The sequence below is a fragment of the Aeromonas aquatilis genome (genome assembly GCF_054052405.1).
The window spans coordinates 127,497-146,704 of sequence record NZ_JBSTYP010000002.1 but is presented as its reverse complement, the minus strand read 5'-3'; the positions used below and the strand labels follow the sequence as shown (position 1 = coordinate 146,704).

The following is a 19,208-nucleotide window of genomic DNA, read 5'->3' as shown; positions in this document are numbered from 1 at the left end:
AGCGTTACGGGAGGGGCGTGAATATCAAAGCATGTTTGCATGAGGCGCTGGGGCACCCCATGCAACACGTAATTGGGACATAGCCTTTTTTATTGCCGTTTTTATTGTCCATCGATTGCCTTCGCGGGGACTATGTGGTTCAGATAGACTCAAGACAGGGAGTGAGTCGTCGCGAGGTTTATATGGAACAGAAAAATGCCATTCGGCAGGTTGCCGTCCCTTGGGCTCCGTCCCGCCAGCTACCGCCCGGTCTGGTTGTGGCCGAGCTGCATCAGGATCTCTGGAGCGACTCTCTGACCATCATGCTGGGGCGGGCACGCAGCATCGATCTGCCCCCGCAAATCCTCTGCCGGGTTTATTTTCGTCACATCTATGCCCTGCGGGTGATCGAGGATTGCGATCTGGCCGAGGGGAAGGATAGTCACGCTATCGAAGAGCAGATCCAGCTCATCACCCCATCCCGTTTTGCCAGCTGGTTCCATCAGGAGTCGGACGGTCTGCATCTGGATGAAGATCTGCAGCACTATCGCATCTCGACCTGGGATTATTGCGCCGATGTGCTGACCTCCTCGGCGCCGGAGCTGCAGTTCCTGCCCCAGAGCGAGTAGCCAGCTGTTACGTCAGAGGCGAAGGATGATCCTTCGCCTCTTGGTTTTTGGGCGTGTGCAGATTTTGTGGCGCTCAGGCCACTCAACCCGGGTGGTAGCCTGTTGTGTTGGCACAAAAAAAGCGCCTCAGAGGAGGCGCGGGGAAAAGACAGATTGGAAGCGTCACATGGGTGCTACTTGAATCAGCGAATGAGCCGTGCCATTCAAGTATGGAGCCATCATGCCAAGCTCAATCTGAAGTAGTTCTGAGGCGATTCTTCATTTTCTGTTCATCTTGTCAGCAAAGCGTGGCCACTGGCAGAAAGCCTTTTCATTTTGGCCACGATATTGTCCATTCCCTCTCCACGGTGGCTCATCGTCTCATTGGGCCAGCTCGAATGCCGTGCCTGTCTGCTCCAGCTCCAGTAGCCAGCGCTTGATGGGAATGCCGCCAGCATAGCCGGTCAGATCGCCGCTGCGTCCGATCACCCGATGGCAGGGTACTATGATGCTCAGCGGATTGCGGCCATTGGCAGCGCCTACCGCTCGCACTGCTTTGGGATTGCCGATCGCCTGGGCAATCTCGAGATAGCTGACGGTTTCGCCGTAGGGGATGTCACACAGGGCGCGCCATACTGCCTGCTGGAATGGTGTGCCACGGGCGGCCATGGGCAGATCGAACTGCTGCAACTTCCCGGCGAAGTAGGCGGCGAACTGGGCGAGATAGGGGGCCAGCGCCTTGTCATCCCGTTGCCAGTCAGTTTGCGGCATGACGGGCCGCTCCCCGTGCATGAACTCCACGTGGCGAAGGCTATCCTGATCGATGGCGACCAGCAGGGGGCCGCGGGTGCTGTTGCAAAAACTGTATCTCATCGGCTGACATCCTTTGGGGGCTGGGGGGGCTCAGTCCAGAACCGGTTTGCCGCGGGCGGACTTGATATCCCCCTTGCGCTTTTTGGCATCAACCCGCTTGCGCTGGGAGCTGCGGGTCGGCTTGGTGGCATGGCGGGCCTTGGGGCGCCAAGCTGCTTTTTTCAGCAACTCCACCAGACGGCTCATCGCCTCCTTGCGGTTCATGTCCTGGCTGCGATGGCTCTCGACCCGGATCAGGATAAAGCCATCGTGTACCCGGCTGTCGCTCAGCTTGTCGAGACCTTCCTTGTAGAGGGGCGTCAGGCTGGGAGAGTTGCGGTAATCGAAGCGCAGCCAGACGGCGGAGTCGGTCTTGTTGACGTGCTGTCCACCGTTGCCCTGTGCCCGCATGGTCTGAAATTGCAGCTCATGCCAGGGAATCGTGACGCTATTGGAGATAACTAGCATGCTGTTTTGCTCTTGTTTGGTGCATACCCGCTGACCGCTGCAGCATGGTGCCTCATTATGGGGCGTGCTGGCCGGTTATGGGGATGTGCCTGGCGAATGGCGCCGACATTAAACTCTATCTATATGAAATAAAACAATAAAAATACTTGGCATAAGAATTGAAACCCGATTCATGACACACCATGGATTGGGAGCAACCAGATGAAGCTGATTAGTGCGATTATCAAACCGTTCAAGCTGGACGATGTCCGCGAGGCCATTGCCAACCTGGGGGTGGAGGGGTTGACCGTGTCCGAGGTCAAGGGATTTGGCCGCCAGAAGGGACACACCGAATTATACCGGGGTGCCGAGTATCAGGTCGACTTTTTACCCAAGGTGAAGCTGGAGATCGCCACCACGGATGACAACGTGGAAGGGGTGATCGAAGCGATCTGCAAGGCGGCCTATACCGGCAAGATCGGTGACGGCAAGATCTTTGTTTATGACCTGTTGCAGGCGGTGCGTATTCGTACCGGCGAGAACGACGAAGAGGCGCTCTGATCGCCGGTTTGTCACCTCGCTTGCCATGGCAAAACCCGATTGGGGCTGGATGGGATTCTATCCGGCCCGTTTATTTATGCCGTGTTTAAATATGTGAACTTCCCCCGCCACTCCTCCTTGATCTCGCAATCGGAATATGCAGAATGCAAACGGCAATTGTTCTCACTCGATTTAGCAACTCAAGGAATGGATGATGAAAATGAAGATGTTGGCACTGGCTTTCTCTGCGTTGGCCGCTCAGTCGGCATTGGCGGCCGGGGAAGTGAATGTCTACTCCAACCGGCAGGATGAGCTGATCAAGCCCATCATCCAGCAGTTCGAGAAGGAGTCGGGCATCAAGGTGAACGTGGTGTTCGCCAAAGAGGGGTTGAACGAGCGTCTGGAGCGGGAAGGCAAGCTCTCTCCGGCCGACCTGATGCTGACCGTCGATATCAGCCGTCTGACCGATCTGGTGGACAAGGGGCTGGTACAGCCGGTGGACAGCAAGATCCTGCAGGAGAACATCCCCGCCAGCTATCGTGATCCGGAGAACCGCTGGTTCGCCCTGACCACCCGGGTTCGCGCCATCTACTCCAGCAAGGAACGCCTCGGCAAGCTCGACACCATCAGCTACGAAGATCTGGCCAAACCGGAATTCAAAGGGAAAATCTGCACCCGCAGCGGCAAGCATGAGTACAATGTGGCGCTGGTCTCCTCGATGATTGCCCATCACGGCATGGCCGAGACCAAGAGCTGGCTGGAAGGGGTCAAGGCCAACCTGGCGCGCAAGCCGCAGGGCAACGACCGGGATCAGGTCAAGGCGATCAAGGATGGTATCTGTGACCTGTCGCTCGGCAACAGCTACTATCTGGGCGCCATGTTGAAAGATCCGGCGCAGAAGTCCTGGGCGGATGCGGTCTATATCAACTTCCCGAACCAGGCTGACCGCGGTGCCCACGTCAACGTGAGCGGCGTGGCCATGACCAAGTATGCCAAGAACAAGGCCGAGGCCCAGAAGCTGATGGAGTTTCTGGCTGGCGACATCGCCCAGCACATGTATGCGGATGTGAATGCCGAATATCCGGTCAAGGCCGGAGTCGAGCCTTCCGCCATGGTCAAGTCCTGGGGCAGTTTCAAGTCTGACGCGCTACCGGTCAGCGATTACGCCAAGCACCGCAAGGACGCCTTGCAGTTGCTGGATGAAGTGAAGTTCGACTTGTAATCAGATGGGGCCAACGGCCCCATCAACCTCTGTGGTCTCATGAAAAATTTTGGATGGATGACCGGCAGCTGGGCCACCGCCCTGCTGCTGGGTTTACCGGTTATAGCCCTGCTTTTCTCTGCCTTCTCGGCTGAGGGGGAGCTGTTTCGCCACCTCGCCGATACAGTGCTGCTCGACTATCTCGGCAATACCCTGGGGCTGGTGGTCGGCGTGGTGCTGCTCAGCCTGCTGTTTGGCGTGCCCACCGCCTGGCTGGTGGCCATGTGTCAGGTGCCGGGGCGGCGCGCTTTGCAGTGGGCCTTGATGCTGCCGATGGCGATGCCCTCCTATATCGTCGCCTACGTCTATACCGACTTGCTCGACTACTCGGGCCCGTTGCAGGCCGGGTTGCGCGCCCTCTTTGACTGGAACAGTCCGGCCGATTACTGGTTTCCGGGCATCCGCTCCCTCGGCGGTGCCGCCTGGGTGCTGGCGCTGGTGCTGTTCCCCTATGTCTATCTGCTGACCCGCGCCTCCTTTCTCGAGCAGTCGGTCAGCCTGATCCACTCCAGCCGCCTGCTCGGCTGTACCCCGTGGCAGAGCTTTCGCCGCCTCAGTCTGCCGCTGGCGCGCCCGGCCATCATGGTGGCAGTGTCGCTGGTGGCGATGGAGACGTTGGCCGATTTTGCCACTGTCCACTTCTTTGCCATCAACACTCTTACTACTGCGGTCTACGACACCTGGCTCGGCTACGGTAGTCTGGCCACCGCGGCCAAACTCTCCTGCCTGATGCTGCTGGCTGTGGTGCTGCTGATCGCGCTGGAGCGCCGCTCGCGCAGTCGGCAGCAGGTGTTCCAGAAGTCGATGGGCCATGAGCAGCCGCTGCGCTATCCGTTCAAGGGGATTGGCCGTTGGTTGGCCGGTCTCTGGTGCTGGGGGCTGGTGCTGGCCGGTTTCGGCCTGCCGTTTGTCATCCTGCTCGATTACGGGGTGCGCTACTTCGAGTTGTCGTGGACGCCGGAGTTTGTCCGCTTTGCCGGCAACAGCTTGGCTATCTCGGCGTTGACCGCACTGCTGGCGATGGGCATCGCCCTGCTGCTTGGCTTCTTCCGCCGCCTCGATGGCGGGATAAAGAGTCTGTTGCCCCTTCGTATCGCCGCCATGGGTTACGCCATGCCGGGTACCGTGCTCGCGATCGGGGTGTTGGTGCCGCTCACCGCCCTCGACTTTGCCATCAACGATCTGGCCGAGTGGCTCGGTCGTCAAGGCCCGGGCTTGCTGCTGACCGGTACCATCACCGCCATCGTGTTCGGTTATCTGGTGCGCTTCGTGGCCATTGCCATCGGCTCGGTGGAGAGCAGCATGGGCAAGATCTCCCCCAGTCTCGACATGGCAGCCCGCTCCCTGGGGCAGGGGGATGGCGGCATGCTGCGGCGGGTCCATCTGCCGCTGGTGCGCCGAGGTCTGTTTGCCGGTGCCATGCTGGTATTCATCGAATCCATGAAGGAGCTGCCCGCCGCCCTGCTGCTGCGGCCGTTCAACTTCGATACCCTGGCGACCCACGTCTACCAGTTCGTCTCGGACGAGATGCTGGAGCGTGGCGCGCTGGGGGCCATCGTTATCGTGCTGGTGGGGTTGTTGCCGCTGATCTGGGTCAACCGCAGTCTGGACAGTCCGGGCCACTGAGTCGCCACGTCGGCCAATGAAATTGCATGCGGTGCGCTGAACCAAAAGGCCACGCGCCGCCAGAAACGAGAGGAAGTCAGCCTTGTCCTGTTTGCAGGTTGAAAATGTCAGCTGCCGTTACAACGGCCGCAATGTGCTGGAGCAGCTCTCCCTGACGGTGGCAGACAACGAGATTGTCTGCCTGCTGGGGGCCAGTGGCTGCGGCAAAACCACGCTGCTCAAGGCGATCGCCGGGCTGCTGCCGTTGGCTGAGGGCTCGACTCGCCTCGGCGATACCCTGCTCGACGGGCCGGGTGCCAGCGTGCCCCCCGAGGCGCGCAATATCGGCATGATCTTTCAGGATTACGCCCTCTTCCCCCACCTGACGGTGGCTGACAACGTCGGCTTCGGTCTGACCAAACTCGAGCGCCGGGCCCGCCAGCAGCAGGTGGACGAGGCGCTGGCGCTAGTCAATCTGCAGGGGCTGGGGGATCGCTATCCGCACCAGCTCTCCGGTGGTCAGCAGCAGCGGGTAGCCATCGCCCGGGCGCTGGTGTGCAAGCCGCGGCTGATGCTGCTGGATGAGCCCTTCTCCAACATCGATACCCAGGTGCGGATGAAGCTGATCCTCGAGATCCGCGCCCTGCTCAAGCAGCAGGGGATCGGCGCCATCTTCGTCAGCCACAGCAAGGAGGAGGCGTTCGCCTTCGCCGATCGGCTGGCGCTGTTTCGCGCTGGCCACATCGAGCAGGTGGGCCAGCCGGAGCAGCTCTATCGCCGCCCGCAAAATCGCTTCGTGGCGGAGTTTCTCGGCGGGGTCAACTATCTGGCTGCCGAGGTGGTGGACAGCCACTGTGTGCAGACGGCGCTCGGTGTCATCTGTGGCAGCGAGCCTCATGGCCGGGCGCTGGGCGAGCAGTTGCAACTGATGCTCAGACCCCAGCAACTGCTGCTGGAGAGCGCCGCAGATGGGGAGCTCAAGGTGGTGGAGCAGCAGTTCCTCGGCCACCATTGTCGGGTGCTGTTCGAGTGTGGCGAGCTGCAGCTGGAGGCGAGCATTGGCGAGCCCCTTGATGGGATGCGGGCACGGATCAAGGTTGCCCCCCATGGGCTGGTGTTGTTTGACCCTTTGCCCTGAACGCGTGATATCGTCGTGAAATCAAAGAACTGGATCCACTCTGGTTTATAATCGCGCAACGCAAATAGCCCGTAACGCTAACGCCTACTCAGGGGAGAGATATATGAAAGCCCAAGCCGGGATCTGCGCAGAGTCGAATCTGCACGCCCTCTATCTGATGTTCAATCGCACCGGCGATGCCGCCGAACTGGTCGGCCGTCTGGCCAAACTGCCCGCCTTGTGGCAGGCGGTCGCCGCCGATTTCCCTGATGCCGGTTTCAGCGGTCTGGTTGCCGTTGGCGCCGATGCCTGGGATGGTCTCTACCCTGCCGCCCGTCCGCCCCAGTTCCGCAGCTTTATGGCGCAATCCGCCAACGGTCAGGAAGCCCCCAACACTCCGTTTGATCTCTTTATTCAGCTGCGTGCCGATCGGGTGGACGTGCTGCACCACGCCGGTCATCGCGTGATGGCGCTGCTGGCCGGACTGGTCGCGCTGGCCGAAGAGGTGCGCGGTTTCCGCAATCTGGATTGCCGCGACCTGACCGGTTTCGTCGACGGTACCGAGAACCCGCAGGATGAGCACCGTGCCGAAGTGGCGCTGCTGGCCGATGGCGAGTTTGCCGGTGGCTCCTACATTCACGTCCAGCGCTGGGTGCACGCCATGAGCGACTGGGAGAAGCTGGCGCAAAAAGAGCAGGAAGACATTATCGGTCGCACCAAGCCCGACAACATCGAGTATGAGTCTGCCGCCAAGCCGCTGACCGCCCACATCAAGCGGGTCAACCTCAAGACCCCGAAGGGCGAGTCGATGGAGATCCTGCGCCAGAGCATGCCCTGGGGCACCATGACCGAGCAGGGGCTCTACTTCATCTCCTGCTGCCGCACGCCGCAGCACTTCAACGCCATGCTGGCCAGCATGTACAAGGGGGAGGGCAGCCACTTCGACCACCTGCTGCGCTTTACCAAAGCAGTGACCGGTGCCGCTTTCTTCGCCCCATCGGAAGGTTTTCTGATGGCGCAGGGCAAATAAGCCCGCCTGACGAAGACTCAGAAAACAAAAATCCCGGCCTTGGCCGGGATTTTTCGTTCTGGCTTGACTGCTATGACGCGGTGGCGGCCATTACGGGGTCTGTTCGAACAGCTCGAGGGCGGAGAGGTAGAGCTCTTCGATATCGGTATCGCTGGTCGGGGTGATGAAGATGGTGTCGTCACCGGCGATGGTGCCGAGGATCCCCTCTGCCTTGCCAAGGGAGTCGAGCAGGCGGGCGATCAGCTGGGCTGCGCCCGGGCTGGTGTGGATCACCACCAGTGCGCCGTTGTGATCGACGTCCAGCACCAGATTTTTGAGCGGGCTGGAGGTGGTGGGCACGCCCAGTTCCACCGGCAGGCAGTAGACCATCTCCATCTTGGCATTGCGAGTGCGAACGGCGCCGAAGCGGCTCAGCATGCGCGATACCTTGGACTGGTTGATGTTCTCGAAGCCAAGCTCTTGCAGGGCGGTGACGATTTCTGCCTGGGAGCCAAAGCGCTCTTCTTTCAGCAAGGCTTTAAAGGCCTTGGCCAGTTTTTCTTGCTTGTCGTTGTGTTTCATCTTGGTCTCACGAATGAGGAGGTGTGGCGGCCTGCGCGATACAGGCGGCAGATACGAACAGCGGTGCCATTTTGCATTCATATGCCGTTTTTTGCAAGGAAGCGGCGCTTGTTCTGCATATTGATTCAAAAATGGCTTGCATCAACCTTTATTAGGGATAGAATCGGGATGAAATTTTGAAAACTTATTCAATTGGGCTGTATGGGTATTGAATTAATAGGTATCGAGAAGTCCTGGCACAAGGTGCCGGTTCTGCAACAGGTCAGCTTTCGGACATCCCCCGGTGAAACCTTGGTGTTGCTGGGCCCGAGCGGTGCTGGCAAGAGTTCCCTGCTACGGATGATGAACCTGCTGGATACCCCGGATACGGGTGTTCTGCGGATTGGAGAAAGTGAATTTTCTTTCCCAAACGCCCTCTCTGCTGCCGAATTCAACCGCCAGTCCCAACTGCTGCGCCGCAAGGTGGGCATGGTGTTCCAGCAGTACAATCTCTGGCCACATCTCACTGTGATGGAGAATCTGATTGAAGCGCCGGTCAAGGTGCTCGGCATGAGCAAGGAGGCCGCCATCGAGAAGGGGGCCTATCTGCTGGCCCAGCTGCAACTGGCCGACAAGCGCGATGCCTGGCCGGCCCGTCTCTCCGGCGGTCAGCAGCAGCGGGTGGCCATTGCCCGTACCCTGATGATGGATCCGGAAGTGCTGCTGTTTGACGAGCCGACAGCTGCTCTCGATCCCGAGATCACCAAGGAGGTGGCCGAGATCATCCGTAACCTGAGCCAGACCGGCATTACCCAGGTGGTGGTGACCCACGAGGTTGACTTTGCCCGCAAGGTAGCCAGCCAGGTGATTTATCTGGAGAAGGGGCGGATCATCGAATCCGGCACCGCCGCCATTTTCCAATCCCCGCAAACCAGCCGGTTTGCCGAATTCTTGATGCATTGATACTGAATCGATAAGGAAGCTGTCATGAAAAAGAGTCTGTTGTTGGTTGCTGCCATGGGTCTGTTGAGTACCTCCGTCATGGCCAAGGAGATCAAGTTCGCCACCGAGGCCACCTACGCGCCGTTCGAATACCTGGATGACAAGAACGAGTTTCAGGGTTTTGACATCGATCTGGCCCGTGCCATTTGCGAGCAGGCCAAGCTGGAGTGCAGCTTCCACAACCAGGCCTTTGACAGCCTGATCCCCAGCCTGAAATTCCGTCGCTACGATGCCGCCATCGCCGCCATGGACGTGACGCCGGAGCGTTCCGCGCAGGTCGATTTCTCCGACATCTACTACGAGAACTCGGCCGTATTCGTCGCCAAGAAAGGGGCCTTCAAGGGGCCGGAAGAGATGGTCGACAAGACCGTCGGTGTGCAGAACGGTACCTCTCACCAGTCCTATCTGGTGGATAACTGGGTGAGCAAGGGCCTGCTGACCGTGCCTTACGCCAGCTACCAGAGCGCCTTCCTCGACATGATGAATGGCCGTACCGACGGTGTCTTTGCCGATACCGCCGTTGCTGCCGATTGGCTGAAGCAGCACAAGGAGTATGCGGTGGTGGGTGCGCCGGTGACCGATGCCAAGTACTTCGGTACCGGCTTTGGCATCGCGGTCGCCAAGGGCAATCAGGAGCTGCTTACCCAGCTGAACAAGGGGCTGGCCGAGATCAAGGCCAACGGCACCTATCAGAAAATCTTCGACAAATACTTCGCGCAGTAAGCCATGTTGAGCCTGTTGTTGGATGCAGCCTGGATGACCCTCGGGCTGGCCTTGGCATCACTGGTCGGGGGCATGGTGTTGGCACTGGCGTTCAGTGCCGCCGAGCTCAGCAAACAGCGTGCGCTGGTGTGGCCGGTGGCCACCCTGACCACGCTGATCCGTGGCCTGCCCGAGTTGCTGGTGGTGCTGTTCATCTACTTCGGCTCGACCCAGGTGCTGTTCCTCATCACTGGCGAGTATGTGGAGTTCAGCCCGTTTGCCTGTGGCGTGCTGGCGCTCTCCCTGCTGTTTGCCAGCTATGCGACCCAGACCCTGCGAGCGGCGCTCAATGCGGTGCCTGCCGGGCAACGGTTGGCGGCGATGGCGCTGGGTCTTGGCAAGGGCCACATCTTCTTTCGTATCGTGCTGCCGCAGGCGTGGCGGCACGCCCTGCCTGGCCTTGGCAACCAGTGGCTGGTATTGCTGAAAGACACCGCGCTGGTGTCGCTTATCGGGGTGAACGAGATGATGCGTCAGGCGCAGATGGCCTCGGCCAGTACCTATGAGCCGTTCACCTGGTATGCCGCCGCGGCCCTCATCTATCTCGCCATCAGTCTGGTGAGTGAATATGGCCTCGGGCTGGCTGCCCGCTACACCCGCCGCTACGGAGGCTAACTGATGCACGAGTATCTCGTTACGTTGCTGGGCGGTCTGGTCACCACGCTGGAGCTGACCCTGTTCAGCCTGCTGCTGGGGATTGTGTTGGCGGCCCTGATGACCTGGGTGCTGGAGCTGCGCCTGCCGGTAGCGACCCAGTTGGTGCAGCTGTGGGTGCTGCTCTTTACCGGTACGCCGCTGTTGATCCAGATCTTCCTTATCTACTACGGGCCGGGTCAGTTCGAGTGGCTGAAAGCCAGCCCGCTCTGGCCGCTGCTCAAGCAGCCCTGGTTCTGCGCCGTGCTGGCGCTGGGTCTCAACACGGCGGCCTACTCCACCCGGTTGTTCAAGGGGGCGCTCGATGCCATCCCGGCTGGTGAGGTGGAGGCGTGTCGTGCGCTTGGTTTCAATGGCCGCCAGACCTTGTGGATGAAGGTGCGCCACGCCGCCCGTCATCTGGTGCCTGCCTACTCCAACGAGGTGATCCTGGTGCTCAAGGGGAGTTCCCTCGCCAGTACCATCACCATCATGGACATTATGGGGCTGGCGCAGGGGTTGAACGCCCAGACCTACGATACCTTGGCGGTGTTCGGGGTGGCTGGCGGGCTTTATCTGGCGATGAACGGATTGTTAACAATTGGTTTTCGCTGGTGTGAAAAACGGGCGCTGGCATTCCAATCCTGAGACCTTCGATCTACCTCTTTATGGTAAGGAGAAGTGCAGAAAAACTGTGCTTCTCCTCCAACTTTCTGTATTTCCCTCCAATTTTTGCTCCCGCATGTTTCGTGGCTCACAGAACCCGTGACTGCAACTGTTATCAGATTGTTTTTTATGGGGGGATCCATTAAGGTTGGGCGCACAACAACAAACAACCTTAAACCTACGCTTAAACATGGAGTTGATCATGAAAGTTGCCGTTCTGGGTGCCGCTGGTGGCATCGGTCAAGCCCTCGCTCTGCTGTTGAAAAACCGTCTGCCGGCTGGCTCCGAGCTGAGCCTGTATGACATCGCCCCGGTTACTCCGGGTGTGGCCGTTGACCTCAGTCATATTCCTACCGACGTCGCCATCAAGGGCTTCTGTGGTGAAGACCCGACTCCTGCGCTGGTTGGGGCCGATGTGGTGCTGATCTCCGCCGGTGTGGCACGCAAGCCGGGGATGGATCGCTCCGACCTGTTCAATATCAACGCCGGTATCGTCAAGAATCTGGTCGAGAAGTGCGCGGCCACTTGCCCGAAAGCACTGATCGGCATCATCACCAACCCGGTCAACACTACTGTGGCTATCGCCGCCGAAGTGCTGAAGAAAGCCGGTGTCTATGACAAGCGTCGCCTGTTCGGTGTCACCACTCTGGACGTGATCCGCGCCGAGACCTTCGTGGCCGCCGCCAAAGGGCTGAACGTGGACAAGGTTCGCGTCAACGTGATCGGTGGCCACAGTGGCGTCACCATCCTGCCGCTGCTCTCCCAGATTGAAGGCGCCTCCTTCACCGCTGAAGAAGTGGCTGCCATGACCAAGCGCATCCAGAATGCCGGTACCGAAGTGGTAGAAGCCAAGGCCGGTGGCGGTTCCGCTACCCTCTCCATGGGTCAGGCGGCTTGCCGTTTTGGTCTCTCCCTCATCAAGGGTCTGCAGGGCGAAGCCAACGTCATCGAGTGCGCCTACGTGGAAGGCAACGGCGAGCACGCCACCTTCTTCGCGCAGCCGGTACTGCTGGGCAAGAACGGCGTCGAAACCGTACTGGATTACGGCAAGCTGAGCGCGTTCGAGCAGGAAGCGATGGAAGGCATGCTGGCTACCCTGAAAGCCGATATCCAGCTGGGTGTCGATTTCGTCAAGTAAGCGAGTCAACCGTGCCAACAAGGGAGCTTCGGCTCCCTTTTGTATTGATGAGATCCGCCCGGCAGGCTAAGGGGATGGGGCTTGGTGCCGATAACAGAGTGCAGCAGGAGATCCTTATGATGAAACCCCTTACCCTTCTCGTTCTTGTCGGTGCATTCACCGCGCCCCTCTATGGTGCCGAGGCGGTATCGGCTGCCGTATCAAGCGATGCACCTGCAGCAAGTGCATCGACACCGACCGCAAGTAGTGCTGCGGTGGCAACGGCCCCTGTCTCTGCTGCTACGCCTGCGCCCTCTGAGGCCGTCCCCGTCTTGCTTCCGGCTGAGCCGGTCACGCCCGTTGCCAGCAGTGGTGAGGGGGCCGCGCCGCTGCCAAAACCGGCTGAGCCTGCCGCTGTGGTGGCGCCTCCCGCACCTCTGGCCGCTGGCGAGTTGCAGGCGGTGCCGCTCTATCGTCAGGACGAGCTGCTCAACTGGATTGAGCAGGGGCGCCACCTCACTCAGGTGAAGCAGGATCGCTGTCAGTTGACTCAGGATATCGAAGCGCGCGCCTCGGTGATGAAGATCCCGGCCTATCAATTCCTCTGGGGGGATATGTTGGCGTGGGGTGTCTGTACCAAACCCAATGCCAAGATCGGGGTGCAATATATGTGGGAGGCGGCCAATCAGGGGTTGGCGCCGGCGCTGGAGCAGCTGGGTCGCTACTACTGGAAAGGAACCCTGGTGCAGAAGGATCTGGTGCGAGCCGAGACCCTGATGCGCGAGGCGGCCAGCCTCGGTTTTCTGCGGGCCCGCATCGAGTGGGTCGAGATGCTGTTGCAGGGGATGGGCAGTCCGCTCGATTATGAGGACGCCTATCGCTGGCTCCATGGCTCCGTCATCGGTGACAAGGCGCTACACCAGAAGGCGGCGAGTCTGCTCAACCGTCTTGGCAACCGGATGCCGGCCAACGTGGTGGCCCGCGCCAAGGCGATGCACTGATCCAAAAAAATGACCCACAGATCTGCACCTGTGGGTCCGGTTCCAGCCGCCGTGCCATGACAGGCCGGAACCTCACTCTGTTATATGGCTGCCTGCGCCTTAGAGATCTTGGTGGGGGCCAAAAACTTCGTAATGGAGCTGCCCGGCTGGCACCCCAGCCGCCAGCAGCTGCCGTTTGATCTCCTGCATGAAGCCGACAGGGCCACAGAAGTAGTAGTGGGCCTCTGGCGTGATGCGCTCCTTCACTGCAGTCAGATCCATGGTGCCGGCCAGATCGTAATCTTGACCTTGTACGTCACAGGCCTCCGGCTCCCGATACCAGGTCCGGCTCAGCAAGTTGGGGTGCTGGCGGGATTTTTGCTGAATATCCTCCCGGAAGGCGTGTACAGCGCCCTGTTCGCAGGCGTGCAACCAGGTGATATCAGCCTGATGGCCGCTCGCTAACAGCTGGTTGAGCATGCTCATCATCGGCGTCACGCCGACACCGGCGGATAGCAGTACCACCGGGGTATGGCTGTCGGCTTTCAGGTAGAAATCACCGGTGGGGGGCATCACCTCGATCTTGTCACCCGCCTGCAGGTGATCGTGCAGCAGATTGGAGACCTGACCCTGTGGCTCGCGTTTGACGCTGATGCGGTAATCCTGCCCGTTGGGGGCATCGGAGAGGGAGTACTGGCGGATCTCCTGATATTCCAGTTCGGTGTGAACCAGCTTGATGCTGAGGTATTGGCCCGGTTTGAAGGCCAACACCGGCTTTCCATCTTCCGGAGCCAGCAGGAAGGAGGTGATGAGGGCGCTCTCGGCCCGCTTCTCCTTGATGATGAAGGTGCGGGTACCTTGCCAGCCGCCATCCTGATTGGCCTTTTCCTGATAGATCTCCCGCTCGCGGCCGATGAAGATGTCGGCCAGCACGCCATACGCCTTGCCCCAAGCCTCCAGCACCTCGTCGGTGACCGCACTTCCGCCCAATTCTTTGAGCGTGGCCAAGAGATGACTACCTACAATGTGATATTGTTCCGGCTGGATCAGGAATCCGGTATGTTTGTGCGCAATCCGCTCGACCGCACCGGCGAGCGCTCCCAGATTGTCGATATTCTTAGCATACGCGGCGACTGCATTGAACAGGGCCAGCGGCTGGCCGCCACTGCGTTGGTGGGCCAGGTTGAAGATATCTTTCAGCTCCGGGTTATGGCTGAACATCCGTTGGTAGAAGTGCTGGGTGAGGGCAGGGCCTGCCGATTCGAGCAGCGGAATAGTGCTTTTGATGACGGCAATGGTGGTTTGATCTAGCATAGGGGCCTCGTTGTTAATTGAACATCTAAAATGCCATTTAATAAGTGGCATCCTAGATGTTTATTTGATTTGAATCAATACTCCACTTTTCGCATTGCGCTAATCAGGTTTTATGAGACTAACCAGTTATACAGATTTCGGATTGAGAGCCCTGCTCTATCTTGCCACCCTGCCGGAAGGGGAGTTGTCGAGCGTTGCCAAGGTATCGGCCCTGTATGGCGTTTCCCGCAACCACATGGTTAAGGTGGTCAATCAGCTGGTGAAGCTGGGCTATCTGCAATCCCAGCGGGGCAAGCATGGCGGTATTCGTATGGCTTGCGATCCGGCCACCATCAACATCGGGCAGGTGATCAGGGCGCTGGAAGGCAATCTGGACGGCATTGACTGCGGCTCGCCCGCTTGCCACATCGTCTCTGTCTGTTTGCTCAAGAGTGCGCTGAAAGAGGCGATGGATGCGTTTCTTGCGGTAATGGACAGCTATACGCTGCAAGACCTGCTGGCCAACCGCGACGAGTTGCAACGGGTGTTTGGCGAGTTGATCCCGACGCTGGTGCTGGAGCCGGATGGCGAAGACGAATACTGAAAATGAGCAATAGAAAAGGGCTGCCACTGGCAGCCCTCTTTTAATCTTGTGAATCCGACTCCGCCCGGTACGATGCCGGCATGATCCGCGCCATTTTCACCATGTTGTTCTCCACATCGAGGATCTCGATAGGATAACCGGCCAGCCGGATCCCGATGTTGGGCTGGGGGATCTCCTCCAGATATTCGAGGATCAGACCGTTGAGGGTGCGCGGGCCGTCGATGGGCAGGTGCCAGTTCATCTCCTTGTTCAGCTCGCGCACACTGGCCGAGCCTTCCACCAGAAACGTGCCGTCCGGCTGGGGGTGGATCTCGTCACTCGGCGCTGGCGTCATGGAGGTGGTGAAGTCGCCCACGATCTCTTCCAGAATATCGTCCAGAGTGATTAGCCCCTGAATATCACCGTATTCGTCGACGATCAGGCCGATCCGCTCCTTGTTGCGCTGGAATTTGGCCAGCTGCACGTTGAGCGGCGTTCCTTCCGGAATGAAGTAGATCTCGTCCACTTCCCGCAACAGGCTCGATTTGTTGAACTGGTCCCTTGCTACCAGCCTCAGGGCATCGCGCGCATGCAAAAAGCCGACAACGTCGTCGATATTATCGCGATAGAGGAGGATCTTGGTGTGAGCGCAGTGGGCCAGCTGGCGCTGGATGCTCTTCCAGTCATCGTTGATGTCGATGGCGTAGATATCGCTGCGTGGCACCATGATGTCCTCGACCAGCATCTTGTCGAGATCCAGAATGCTCAGCAGCATCTCCTGATGACGTTGGGGGATCAGGTTACCCGCCTCATTGACTATGGTGCGCAGCTCCTCGGTGTTGAGGGAGTCATCCTTGTTGGGATTGATCTTCAGCATCTTGAGCAGGCCGCTGGTGATGCCGTTGATCAGCCAGACCAGCGGTGAGAGCGGCACCATCAGCCCCTTGAGGATCCAGGAGGCGGGATAGGCGATCTTCTCCGGAAACATGGCGGCCAGGGTCTTGGGGGTCACTTCACCGAATACCAGTACCACTAGGGTCAGGCCGAAGGTGGCGATGGCGACCCCGAGATCACCAAACAGCCGGATACAGACGATGGTGGCGATGGCGGAGGCGAGGATATTGACCAGATTGTTGCCGATCAGGATCAGTCCCAGCAGGCGATCGGGGCGGGCGAGCAGTTGCTCGACGCGACGTGCTGCTTTGTGTTTGGTCTGTGCCAGATGCCGCAGTTTGTAGCGGTTGATGGACATCAGGCCGGTTTCGGAACTGGAGAAAAAGGCGGAAAGAAGGATCAAGATAACGAGAACAATCAGTAATGTACTCGTTGAGATGCTGTCCAAAAAGGGCTCCTGTTGGATGGTATGGCTAAAAGAGTATAGGTGTCAGCTCAACAGCACTTCTTTGACGAAACGACTGCCAAAGTAGGCAAGAGTCAGGATGAAGCTGCCGATCAGACTGAGTGTGATGACTTTACGGCCGCGCCAGCCATAGGTGTGATGACCCCACAGCAGCAACACGTAAACACACCATGCCAGGATGGAGAGCACTGCCTTGTGGGATTTGCCCTGAGCGAACATGTCTTCGAGGAAAAAGAGGCCGGAGGCGATGGAGAGGGTCAGCAGTAGTACCCCTGCAGAGATCAACTGAAACAGCCGTTTTTCCACTGTCATCAGTGGCGGCATGGCTGGCAGGTTGCTGATTTTTCGAGATTTAAGCTGTTTGTCCAGACAGGCGAGCTGCAGCGCAAACAGACAGGCGATCATCAATACCGAGTAGGCCATCAGGGCGAGGCCGATGTGCAGCAACAGCTGGGGATGGGCCTCCAGATGGGTTATGTAGCGACCCGGGATCAAGGCGCTGGCCGCCAGCAACAGGGCCGAGAAGCTGTAGACCACCGGCAGCAGGATCCAGCCGTTGAAGCGGCGGGTCACGCAAGTCATGAAGCAACAGATGATGAGGCTGACCAGCGAGGCAACGTTGAGCATGCTCAGGTTCTGGCCGTAACTCTGCAATACCTCTGAACCGAGGGCGCTGGCATGGGCGATCAGGGCCAATCCGATACAGGCAAACAGGGAACGCTGTCCCACCGGCTTGGCGCTCAGTAACAGATGCAGGGAGGCGATGATGGCCAGCAGATAAAACGCCAGGGCCAGAACAGAGATTACGATCATAACCAGGTCGTTGTTGCACAAGCTTTTGAGGGTAAGAGGGGCAGTATACCTTGCACGAGAAGTGCTCGCCAGTTGTGCAACGGCCGATCTGCCCATATATAGGGAGAAGGTCCCTGTTGCTACGGTGCGGCGAATAATCGTCCTCGCGCCCGCTCTGGGTTATAATGCCCCCAATTTATTACGCCAAGAACCGGAATCCGTCATGTTTGAGAATTTGACTGAACGACTCTCGCGCACCTTGCGCAATGTCAGTGGCCGTGGTCGCCTGACCGAAGACAATATCAAGGAAACCCTGCGTGAAGTCCGCATGGCGCTGCTCGAGGCGGATGTCGCCCTGCCGGTCGTGCGGGATTTCGTCGCGCGTGTCAAAGAGCGCGCAGTCGGGCAGGAAGTGGCCAAATCCCTGAGCCCGGGCCAGGCATTCATCAAGATTGTGCACGGTGAACTGGTCACCGTGATGGGGGAGGCCAACGAACAGCTCAACCTGGCTGCCCAGCCGCCAGCGATCATCCTGATGGCCGGTTTGCAGGGTGCCGGTAAGACCACCACGGTTGGCAAACTGGCCAAGCTGCTTAAAGAGCGCAGCAAGAAGAAGGTGCTGGTGGTCAGTGCCGACGTTTATCGCCCTGCGGCGATCAAGCAGCTGGAGACCCTGGCGAGCGACATCGGCGTCGACTTCTTCCCGAGTGATGCCAGCCAGAAGCCGGTTGACATCGCCACCGCCGCCATCGATCAGGCGCGCAAGAAATTCTATGACGTGGTGATCGTCGATACTGCCGGTCGTCTGCACGTTGATAGCGAGATGATGGCCGAGATCCAGGATCTGCATGCCACCATCAAGCCGGTCGAGACCCTGTTCGTGGTGGATGCCATGACCGGACAGGATGCCGCCAACACCGCCAAGGCGTTCAACGAAGCGCTGCCGCTCACTGGCGTGATCCTCACCAAGGCGGACGGCGACGCCCGCGGTGGTGCCGCCCTGTCGGTGCGTCACATCACCGGCAAGCCGGTCAAGTTTATCGGTATGGGTGAAAAGACCGATGCGCTGGAGCCGTTCCACCCGGATCGTCTCGCCTCCCGCATCCTCGGTATGGGCGATGTGCTCTCTCTTATCGAAGAGGTCGAGCGCAATGTCGATAAAGAGAAAGCGGCCAAGCTGGCCAGCAAGGTCAAGAGCGGCAAAGGCTTCGATCTGGAAGATTTCCGCGAGCAGCTGGCTCAGATGCGCAACATGGGCGGCATGATGGGGATGCTCGACAAGCTGCCCGGCATGTCCGGTCTGCCGGATAACGTGAAAGATCAGATGGATGACAAGCTCACCGTGCGAATGGAGGCGATCATCAGCTCCATGACGCCGAAGGAGCGTGCTCACCCCGATCTCATCAAGGGTTCCCGCAAACGCCGTATCGCCGCAGGTTCCGGTATGCAGGTGCAGGATGTGAACAAGCTGCTCAAGCAGTTCACCGAGATGCAGCGCATGATGAAGAAAATGTCCGGTAAAGGCGGCATGCGCAAGATGATGAGCCAGATGAAGAACATGATGCCCCCCGGTTTCGGTGGCGGTCGCGGCCCGTTCTGATCCGGCCTGCGTGTTGATGGGGGTCTGCAGCGGCAGGCCCCTTTTCATTGCCGCTCTGCGTAAAAAATGGCTGGCTTGGTTGCAATTATTACGAATCCAAGTAGAATTACGCGGCTTATTTTAAGCTAGGGTCCGCGTGTTTGCGGGCCTTGTTCATTAGATGTTAATGAGGACGATATGGTAACCATTCGTTTACAACGTGGTGGCGCGAAAAAGCGTCCGTTCTACCAGGTAGTAGTTTCTGACAGCCGTTGCGCCCGTGACGGTCGCTTCATCGAGCGCGTTGGTTTCTTCAACCCGGTTGCTGCTGGTCAAGCTGAAAAGCTGAACCTGGACCTGGCTCGTATCGAGCATTGGGTTGCTACTGGTGCCGCTGTTTCTGACCGCGTTGCCAAGCTGATCAAAGACGCTAAAAAAGCTGCTTAATCAGCCCAACGGTAA

The 19,208-nt window shown here is 59.0% G+C and carries 21 protein-coding genes; 15 read left to right on the top strand and 6 right to left on the bottom strand.

Features of this window, described 5'->3' with window-relative positions:
- Positions 1-182: 182 nt before the first annotated feature.
- Positions 183-608, top strand: a complete 426-nt coding sequence (locus tag ACW5W8_RS01635) for a hypothetical protein (protein WP_005340360.1) — start codon at positions 183-185, stop codon at positions 606-608.
- A gap of 360 nt (positions 609-968) precedes the next feature.
- Here the strand turns inward: ACW5W8_RS01635 and ACW5W8_RS01630 are convergent, their stop codons facing one another.
- Positions 969-1,460, bottom strand: a complete 492-nt coding sequence (locus ACW5W8_RS01630) for a methylated-DNA--[protein]-cysteine S-methyltransferase (RefSeq protein WP_498626111.1) — start codon at positions 1,458-1,460, stop codon at positions 969-971.
- A 30-nt stretch (positions 1,461-1,490) separates the two neighbouring features.
- Positions 1,491-1,907 carry an alternative ribosome rescue aminoacyl-tRNA hydrolase ArfB gene (gene arfB / locus ACW5W8_RS01625; RefSeq protein WP_021230947.1) on the bottom strand — a complete coding sequence of 139 codons (417 nt, stop codon included), beginning with the start codon at positions 1,905-1,907 and terminating at the stop codon, positions 1,491-1,493.
- Between the two features lie 201 nt (positions 1,908-2,108).
- Between arfB and glnK the strand changes: the two genes are divergently transcribed.
- The 5 genes from glnK to ACW5W8_RS01600 all read left to right on the top strand — a co-directional run bounded on the left by glnK (position 2,109) and on the right by ACW5W8_RS01600 (position 7,439).
- On the top strand, positions 2,109-2,447 hold the full coding sequence (glnK, locus tag ACW5W8_RS01620; RefSeq protein ID WP_033114048.1) for a P-II family nitrogen regulator: 339 nt from the start codon (positions 2,109-2,111) through the stop codon (positions 2,445-2,447).
- 193 nt (positions 2,448-2,640) lie between these two features.
- Positions 2,641-3,648 (top strand): Fe(3+) ABC transporter substrate-binding protein, encoded by a 1,008-nt coding sequence (locus ACW5W8_RS01615; RefSeq protein ID WP_498626116.1) that lies wholly within the window; start codon positions 2,641-2,643, stop codon positions 3,646-3,648.
- Between the two features lie 39 nt (positions 3,649-3,687).
- Complete coding sequence (locus tag ACW5W8_RS01610; protein WP_498626110.1) at positions 3,688-5,313, top strand: ABC transporter permease; 1,626 nt, start codon at positions 3,688-3,690, stop codon at positions 5,311-5,313.
- A gap of 82 nt (positions 5,314-5,395) precedes the next feature.
- Positions 5,396-6,430 (top strand): ABC transporter ATP-binding protein, encoded by a 1,035-nt coding sequence (locus ACW5W8_RS01605; protein ID WP_498626109.1) that lies wholly within the window; start codon positions 5,396-5,398, stop codon positions 6,428-6,430.
- Positions 6,431-6,533: 103 nt separating this feature from the next.
- Positions 6,534-7,439, top strand: a complete 906-nt coding sequence (locus ACW5W8_RS01600; protein ID WP_498626108.1) for a Dyp-type peroxidase — start codon at positions 6,534-6,536, stop codon at positions 7,437-7,439.
- Between the two features lie 90 nt (positions 7,440-7,529).
- Here ACW5W8_RS01600 and argR read toward each other — a convergent pair whose 3' ends face one another.
- On the bottom strand, positions 7,530-8,000 hold the full coding sequence (argR, locus tag ACW5W8_RS01595) for a transcriptional regulator ArgR (RefSeq protein WP_005340378.1): 471 nt from the start codon (positions 7,998-8,000) through the stop codon (positions 7,530-7,532).
- 201 nt (positions 8,001-8,201) lie between these two features.
- Between argR and ACW5W8_RS01590 the strand changes: the two genes are divergently transcribed.
- The 6 genes from ACW5W8_RS01590 to ACW5W8_RS01565 all read left to right on the top strand — a co-directional run bounded on the left by ACW5W8_RS01590 (position 8,202) and on the right by ACW5W8_RS01565 (position 13,160).
- Entirely contained in the window at positions 8,202-8,942 is a 741-nt protein-coding gene (locus ACW5W8_RS01590) for an ATP-binding cassette domain-containing protein (protein ID WP_498626107.1), read from the top strand.
- Between the two features lie 24 nt (positions 8,943-8,966).
- A complete protein-coding gene (locus ACW5W8_RS01585; protein WP_019445594.1) occupies positions 8,967-9,704 on the top strand; it encodes a transporter substrate-binding domain-containing protein in 738 nt (245 codons plus the stop codon).
- A 3-nt stretch (positions 9,705-9,707) separates the two neighbouring features.
- Positions 9,708-10,358 carry an arginine ABC transporter permease ArtQ gene (gene artQ, locus ACW5W8_RS01580; RefSeq protein WP_111806089.1) on the top strand — a complete coding sequence of 217 codons (651 nt, stop codon included), beginning with the start codon at positions 9,708-9,710 and terminating at the stop codon, positions 10,356-10,358.
- A gap of 3 nt (positions 10,359-10,361) precedes the next feature.
- Positions 10,362-11,024 carry an arginine ABC transporter permease ArtM gene (gene artM / locus ACW5W8_RS01575; RefSeq protein WP_421344886.1) on the top strand — a complete coding sequence of 221 codons (663 nt, stop codon included), beginning with the start codon at positions 10,362-10,364 and terminating at the stop codon, positions 11,022-11,024.
- Positions 11,025-11,244: 220 nt separating this feature from the next.
- The gene (gene mdh / locus ACW5W8_RS01570; protein WP_005357980.1) at positions 11,245-12,180 is read left to right on the top strand and encodes a malate dehydrogenase; all 936 of its coding nucleotides are present in this window, start codon (positions 11,245-11,247) and stop codon (positions 12,178-12,180) included.
- A gap of 395 nt (positions 12,181-12,575) precedes the next feature.
- Complete coding sequence (locus ACW5W8_RS01565; protein ID WP_498626115.1) at positions 12,576-13,160, top strand: tetratricopeptide repeat protein; 585 nt, start codon at positions 12,576-12,578, stop codon at positions 13,158-13,160.
- A 99-nt stretch (positions 13,161-13,259) separates the two neighbouring features.
- On the opposite strand, the gene hmpA is transcribed toward ACW5W8_RS01565, so the two are convergent.
- A complete protein-coding gene (hmpA, locus tag ACW5W8_RS01560; protein ID WP_498626105.1) occupies positions 13,260-14,453 on the bottom strand; it encodes an NO-inducible flavohemoprotein in 1,194 nt (397 codons plus the stop codon).
- A gap of 112 nt (positions 14,454-14,565) precedes the next feature.
- Between hmpA and ACW5W8_RS01555 the strand changes: the two genes are divergently transcribed.
- The gene (locus ACW5W8_RS01555; protein WP_498626104.1) at positions 14,566-15,036 is read left to right on the top strand and encodes an Rrf2 family transcriptional regulator; all 471 of its coding nucleotides are present in this window, start codon (positions 14,566-14,568) and stop codon (positions 15,034-15,036) included.
- 40 nt (positions 15,037-15,076) lie between these two features.
- On the opposite strand, the gene ACW5W8_RS01550 is transcribed toward ACW5W8_RS01555, so the two are convergent.
- Together ACW5W8_RS01550 and ACW5W8_RS01545 are read right to left on the bottom strand one after the other, a co-directional pair.
- On the bottom strand, positions 15,077-16,357 hold the full coding sequence (locus tag ACW5W8_RS01550) for an HlyC/CorC family transporter (RefSeq protein ID WP_429122275.1): 1,281 nt from the start codon (positions 16,355-16,357) through the stop codon (positions 15,077-15,079).
- 42 nt (positions 16,358-16,399) lie between these two features.
- The gene (locus tag ACW5W8_RS01545; RefSeq protein ID WP_498626103.1) at positions 16,400-17,188 is read right to left on the bottom strand and encodes a cytochrome C assembly family protein; all 789 of its coding nucleotides are present in this window, start codon (positions 17,186-17,188) and stop codon (positions 16,400-16,402) included.
- A 202-nt stretch (positions 17,189-17,390) separates the two neighbouring features.
- Here ACW5W8_RS01545 and ffh point away from each other — a divergent pair, with 202 nt between their 5' ends.
- Both ffh and rpsP read left to right on the top strand, forming a co-directional pair.
- Positions 17,391-18,767: a signal recognition particle protein gene (ffh, locus tag ACW5W8_RS01540; RefSeq protein WP_005340391.1), complete on the top strand. Its 1,377-nt coding sequence runs from the start codon at positions 17,391-17,393 to the stop codon at positions 18,765-18,767.
- 177 nt (positions 18,768-18,944) lie between these two features.
- Positions 18,945-19,193, top strand: coding sequence for a 30S ribosomal protein S16 (rpsP, locus tag ACW5W8_RS01535; protein WP_005340392.1), 249 nt, complete (start codon positions 18,945-18,947; stop codon positions 19,191-19,193).
- Positions 19,194-19,208: the final 15 nt, after the last annotated feature.

Coding starts and splice junctions, on each gene's coding strand:
- ACW5W8_RS01555 (WP_498626104.1), top strand. CDS start 14,566: ATGAGACTAACCAGTTATACAGATTTCGGATTGAGAGCCCTGCTCTAT.
- mdh (WP_005357980.1), top strand. CDS start 11,245: ATGAAAGTTGCCGTTCTGGGTGCCGCTGGTGGCATCGGTCAAGCCCTC.
- rpsP (WP_005340392.1), top strand. CDS start 18,945: ATGGTAACCATTCGTTTACAACGTGGTGGCGCGAAAAAGCGTCCGTTC.
- artM (WP_421344886.1), top strand. CDS start 10,362: ATGCACGAGTATCTCGTTACGTTGCTGGGCGGTCTGGTCACCACGCTG.
- artQ (WP_111806089.1), top strand. CDS start 9,708: ATGTTGAGCCTGTTGTTGGATGCAGCCTGGATGACCCTCGGGCTGGCC.
- argR (WP_005340378.1), bottom strand. CDS start 8,000: ATGAAACACAACGACAAGCAAGAAAAACTGGCCAAGGCCTTTAAAGCC.
- ACW5W8_RS01585 (WP_019445594.1), top strand. CDS start 8,967: ATGAAAAAGAGTCTGTTGTTGGTTGCTGCCATGGGTCTGTTGAGTACC.
- ACW5W8_RS01590 (WP_498626107.1), top strand. CDS start 8,202: ATGGGTATTGAATTAATAGGTATCGAGAAGTCCTGGCACAAGGTGCCG.
- ffh (WP_005340391.1), top strand. CDS start 17,391: ATGTTTGAGAATTTGACTGAACGACTCTCGCGCACCTTGCGCAATGTC.
- ACW5W8_RS01635 (WP_005340360.1), top strand. CDS start 183: ATGGAACAGAAAAATGCCATTCGGCAGGTTGCCGTCCCTTGGGCTCCG.
- ACW5W8_RS01610 (WP_498626110.1), top strand. CDS start 3,688: ATGAAAAATTTTGGATGGATGACCGGCAGCTGGGCCACCGCCCTGCTG.
- ACW5W8_RS01630 (WP_498626111.1), bottom strand. CDS start 1,460: ATGAGATACAGTTTTTGCAACAGCACCCGCGGCCCCCTGCTGGTCGCC.
- ACW5W8_RS01545 (WP_498626103.1), bottom strand. CDS start 17,188: ATGATCGTAATCTCTGTTCTGGCCCTGGCGTTTTATCTGCTGGCCATC.
- hmpA (WP_498626105.1), bottom strand. CDS start 14,453: ATGCTAGATCAAACCACCATTGCCGTCATCAAAAGCACTATTCCGCTG.
- glnK (WP_033114048.1), top strand. CDS start 2,109: ATGAAGCTGATTAGTGCGATTATCAAACCGTTCAAGCTGGACGATGTC.
- ACW5W8_RS01600 (WP_498626108.1), top strand. CDS start 6,534: ATGAAAGCCCAAGCCGGGATCTGCGCAGAGTCGAATCTGCACGCCCTC.
- ACW5W8_RS01615 (WP_498626116.1), top strand. CDS start 2,641: ATGAAAATGAAGATGTTGGCACTGGCTTTCTCTGCGTTGGCCGCTCAG.
- arfB (WP_021230947.1), bottom strand. CDS start 1,907: ATGCTAGTTATCTCCAATAGCGTCACGATTCCCTGGCATGAGCTGCAA.